Consider the following 5,008-nt stretch of genomic DNA (forward strand, 5'->3'; position numbering starts at 1 on the left):
CATTATAATAATTATCATATTTTACTCATTTAGTATAATATAATATTAAGTAGAATTATATTTATGTTAATTTTGCTTACCAAAGGAGTGTTATAACGCTTGAATAGTTATGGATTAGTATTAGGTGGTGGTGGTTCTAGGGGCGCTTATGAAGTTGGAGTGTGGAAAGCTTTAATAGAATTAAATATAGATATATCTTCGGTAGTTGGAACTTCTATTGGAGCTATTAATAGTGCTTTTATATGTAGCAATAATTATAATGATTTAGAAGAATTATGGCTCTCAATAGATTTTTCAACTTGCTTCAATATTGATGATAATTTTTCTATAGATGAAAATCTATCATTTAAAAACCTTCCTAAATTCATAAAAAATATTATATCTAATAGAGGGCTAGATCATACACCTTTAAAAAGATTACTACAACGCTATTTAAATGAAGATATAATAAGGAATTCACCTATAGATTTTGGTATTGTTACCCTTACTATGTATCCCCTAAAACCTATAGAAATATTTAAGACTGATATTCCTTACGGAAAAATTATTGACTATATAATGGCAAGTTGCTCTCTACCTGGCCTAAAGCACATGGTTATTGATGGTGTCACTTTCTTTGATGGAGGTATGTATAATAATATTCCAACCAGCATGCTTTTAAATAGCCCTTGTTCTGCTATAATCCAAGTGGATATAGATGGCCCTGGATTCAGTCAAAAAATTAATAATATAAATGATATACCTATAATAGAAATAAAATGTAGTGAAAATCTTGGTCCAATTATTAGTTTTGATAGTGAAAGAATTAAAAGAAATATAAGTATAGGATATTTAGATACATTAAAAACTTTTAAGCAATTAACAGGACAAAACTATTATTTTTTCAAAGATGAGCTCCCTAAGGGATTATTAGTAAATATTAATGACATTGAGTTTAAACTTATAACTGATTCCTTAAATTTTAATAATTCCATATACAATCATTTAAAACTATTAAGAACTATAAAAAAAATTAAAAACTTTTCAGGCATAATAACAAAAAGCCGTGTTAATATTATCATGGCTATGGAAATTACTGCAGAAATTTTAGAAATTGAAAGAAATCTTGTATATAGATATGATGAACTTTTAAATAAAATTTTACAAAAAGTAAATGTATACAAAAAAAATATAAATAGTAAGGAACTTTCACTAAAAGATTATTTAATTTTAAAAAATTGCAATCTTCTAGATAATTCTAAATCCACAATAGCCTTTAGAAACACTTTAGCAATTACATTTCCTAAAGAGTTTATTGCTCATATGTTTTTGTGTTTAATTAATTATAGAATCAATTTATAGCATTATATGTTCTTAAATTATTAAAAACTTTACTCTCTTTTAGTCTAAAAACTATGTTATAATTAAAGTATAGCTTTTTAGTATACTTATTGAATATTGATTTATTGGAGGATGATAAAATATGAACATTGCCTTTTTTCTAACTCCTAAAAGCGAAGTAATTTTTGAAAAGGTTAGTTCTACTATGCGAAGAGCAATGGAGAGAATGGAATATCATAGATATACTTCTATACCTTTAGTGGATGATAAAGGAAAATATGTAGGTACTTTAACAGAAGGTGATCTTCTTTGGAAATTAAAAAATTCTTCCGAATTAAGCTTAAAGGATACAGAAAATGTTTTAATAAAGGATATCCCAAGACATTTTAAAGATAAACCTGTATCAATCAATTCTGATATTGAAAGTTTAATACTTGTTGCTAAATCACAAAATTTCGTTCCAGTAGTTGATGACTCAAATATATTCATTGGAATTATAAAAAGAGGAGATATAATATCATATTGTTATAAGAAATTATTTGAGGTAGATAATAGTGATGAGTTTAGCGAATTTAAAACTATGTCAAAAATAAGTTAATAATTATCACTTAAATTTAAAAACCCTTTAATGCTAAAAACATTAAAGGGTTTTAATATATTTTAATTCTGTATTTTAGTATTTTTAAGTTAAACTTTTATTTATTCTTCCATCTTCATAGCTCTCATAGCATTTAATACAGCTATTATTGTAACTCCTACATCTGCAAATACCGCCATCCACATATTGGTAATCCCTAGAGCTGTTAATACTAAGACTATAGCTTTTATCAATAAGGAAAATGCAATATTTTGAACTACAATTTTTTGTGTCTTCCTAGCTATTTTTATAGATGTAGATATTTTTTCAGGATCGTCAGTCATAATAACAACATCAGAAGCTTCTATAGCTGCATCTGAGCCTATTCCCCCCATTGCTATCCCTATATCTGCTCTAGCTAATACTGGAGCATCATTTATTCCATCTCCAATAAATATTAATCTTCCCTTCTTAGAAAGGCCATTATATATTTTTTCTACTTCACTTACTTTTTCATGTGGCATTAATTCGGCTCTAACATCATCAACGGAAATGACCTTTGCAACATATTCAGCAATTGTTTTATTATCTCCAGTAAGCATAACAATTTTCTTAATCCCTAGTTCTTTTAACTTTGCAATAGCCATAGGTGAAGTATTTTTTATTCTATCAGAAATCACTAAACTTCCTACAAAATTATTATTTACTGCAACATATATAATAGTACCCACTTCATTTGATTTTACATACCTAATTTCAAGTTCTTCCATCAGTTTATAATTTCCTGCATATATATATCTATCACCAAAGTATATTTTTACACCTTTACCTGGAATCTCTTCATAACTCTTTATTCTACTTTTATCAATAATAGCCTTCGTACTAATTTTTTTATAGGATTCTACAATAGATTTTGCAATAGGATGATTAGAATATATTTCAGCATATGCCGCATATTCCATTAACATGTCCTCAGTAATGAATCCATAAGGAGTAATTTTTGTAACTTCAAAGCTTCCTTCTGTTAATGTACCTGTTTTATCAAAAATTACCACTTCTGCTTTGCTCAATGCTTCAAGATAGTTTCCTCCTTTGACAAGCACCCCACTTCTAGATGCTCCTCCAATCCCACCAAAGAAGCTTAAAGGTATTGATATCACAAGGGCACAAGGACAAGATACAACTAAAAATGATAGTCCTCTATATAACCAGGTATATAAATCTTCACCCATAGCTAACGGTGGTAAGAAAGCTAGTAGAATAGCTAATATAACCACAATAGGAGTATAGTATCTAGCAAACTTTGTTATAAACTTTTCTGTTGGTGCTTTTTTATTTGAAGCATTTTCTACTAATTCAAGAATCTTTGATACTGTAGATTCGCTAAATTCCTTAGTTATTTTAACTTCAATAAGAGAAGTTTTATTTATTGATCCAGCTAAAACTTCTGCTCTTTCCTTAACTACTCTTGGAACAGATTCTCCTGTTAAAGCAGAAGTATCTATTTGAGAATCTCCCCTTACTACAACTCCATCTAAAGGAATTTTTTCACCTGGCTTAACAACTATTATATCACCAACGCCGACCTCTTCTGGAGAGACAGAAGATATATCCCCGTCACTTAATTTTAAATTTGCATGGTCTGGACGAATATCCATTAACTCTGATATAGAATTTCTAGATTTATTAACTGCCAATTCTTGAAAAAACTCTCCTATTTGATAAAATAGCATTACTCCAATAGCTTCTGGATATTCACCAATTAAAAATGCACCAATTGTAGCTATACTCATTAAGAAGTTCTCATCAAAAACTTGACCTTTTATTATATTTTTGCCGGCAATAAAAAGAATATCTCCACCAATTACTAGATAAGAAGCTATAAATAAAAATAAACTTATCATATCCTTAGTTAATACTCCAGCAACTGCCAAAGAAATTCCTATAATAAATTTTGTTATTTGTTTTCTTTTAAACCCTTCTCCATTATCATGGTTATGATTATGAACATGATCATCACTATGAGAATCCTTGTAGGTAACCTTTGTTTCCTTAACTTTATTATCATTTGAATTAGAATTAATACTTTTTACATTTCCCTGAACCTTAACATTTTTTTTACTTATAACATTTTTTTCAATTTCTTTAACTCTAACTCCATGTTCAATTCTAGTAGATATGCTTTCCACATCATCAAATATTATTTCTCTATTAGTGTCCTCATCAACCTCTAAAATAGCTTTTGATGTCACAGAGTTGACTACAGCACTTTGTACGTAATATAGTTGATTTAGTTCACGTTCGATTTTCAAAGCACAATTTGCGCAATGCAATCCTTGAATTTCATAAAGCCTTTTTGTTTGTCCCATTATTTTACTCCCCCTATAACTAGTTTATTCATTAACGTGGCTAAGTCCTTTATAGAAAATATCTTTAACATGATCATCATCTAAAGAATAATATACAACTTTTCCATCTTTTCTTGATTTTACAATCCTAGCTAGCTTTAGTACTCTTAATTGATGAGATATTGCAGATTGTGTCATATTAGTTAAAGCTGCTATGTCGCAAACACAAGCTTCTGTATTTAACAAAATATTTAATATTTTAACCCTAGTAGGATCTGCCATGGACTTAAATAAATTTGACAGTTCCTCTACTGTAGTATCATTTAAAGTTTTATCTTTTAATTTTTCAGTAATTTCATCATGTATGCATACTTGCATACAAACCTCTTCTTTATACATATATTACATACCCCTTTCATGTGAACACTTGTTCATACGTTTATACTATTCTCATTTCTTTTTTTTGTCAATACTTTTCAAACAATATATTTAATTAAATATTTCATATAATTTATAATATAAGCATTAATTATAAATTTACACCTAAAAATAAAATGACTGTCTATATAAAATGTACCCTAAGTCAAGGACATTTTATAAAAAGACCCTAAGATAAAAGATGATTTCTGTATTGAACAGGAGTCATCTTTTTTAAGTTCCATTGGCATCTATACTTATTATGATAATCTATGTAATCCTCAATTTCACATAATAGATCTTCAAAGGTTTCACAATTTTTTAGATTTGTTTCATCTTTTAAGTG

5 protein-coding genes are annotated in these 5,008 nt (G+C 28.1%); 2 read left to right on the forward strand and 3 right to left on the reverse strand.

Features of this window, described 5'->3' with window-relative positions; all coding sequences use genetic code 11:
• Positions 1–99: 99 nt before the first annotated feature.
• Together IO99_RS18570 and IO99_RS17520 are read left to right on the forward strand one after the other, a co-directional pair.
• Entirely contained in the window at positions 100–1,341 is a 1,242-nt protein-coding gene (locus tag IO99_RS18570; RefSeq protein ID WP_051824299.1) for a patatin-like phospholipase family protein, read from the forward strand.
• A 121-nt stretch (positions 1,342–1,462) separates the two neighbouring features.
• On the forward strand, positions 1,463–1,918 hold the full coding sequence (locus tag IO99_RS17520; protein WP_035135753.1) for a CBS domain-containing protein: 456 nt from the start codon (positions 1,463–1,465) through the stop codon (positions 1,916–1,918).
• A gap of 101 nt (positions 1,919–2,019) precedes the next feature.
• Here the strand turns inward: IO99_RS17520 and IO99_RS17525 are convergent, their stop codons facing one another.
• The 3 genes from IO99_RS17525 to IO99_RS18855 form a co-directional block, all read right to left on the reverse strand.
• Complete coding sequence (locus IO99_RS17525; RefSeq protein ID WP_035135754.1) at positions 2,020–4,266, reverse strand: heavy metal translocating P-type ATPase; 2,247 nt, start codon at positions 4,264–4,266, stop codon at positions 2,020–2,022.
• 24 nt (positions 4,267–4,290) lie between these two features.
• Positions 4,291–4,644, reverse strand: a complete 354-nt coding sequence (locus tag IO99_RS17530; RefSeq protein WP_035135755.1) for an ArsR/SmtB family transcription factor — start codon at positions 4,642–4,644, stop codon at positions 4,291–4,293.
• Positions 4,645–4,852: 208 nt separating this feature from the next.
• On the reverse strand, positions 4,853–5,008 hold a 156-nt coding region (locus IO99_RS18855), incomplete at its 5' end, for an IS3 family transposase (RefSeq protein ID WP_156964395.1).

The sequence above is a fragment of the Clostridium sulfidigenes genome, assembly GCF_000732635.1.
Taxonomy (GTDB): Bacteria; Bacillota; Clostridia; order Clostridiales; family Clostridiaceae; genus Clostridium_J; species Clostridium_J sulfidigenes.

Bases quoted from the DNA above. Each gene is read 5' to 3' on its own strand.
- IO99_RS17520 (WP_035135753.1), top strand. From the start codon at position 1,463: ATGAACATTGCCTTTTTTCTAACTCCTAAAAGCGAAGTAATTTTTGAA.
- IO99_RS17525 (WP_035135754.1), bottom strand. From the start codon at position 4,266: ATGGGACAAACAAAAAGGCTTTATGAAATTCAAGGATTGCATTGCGCA.
- IO99_RS17530 (WP_035135755.1), bottom strand. From the start codon at position 4,644: ATGTATAAAGAAGAGGTTTGTATGCAAGTATGCATACATGATGAAATT.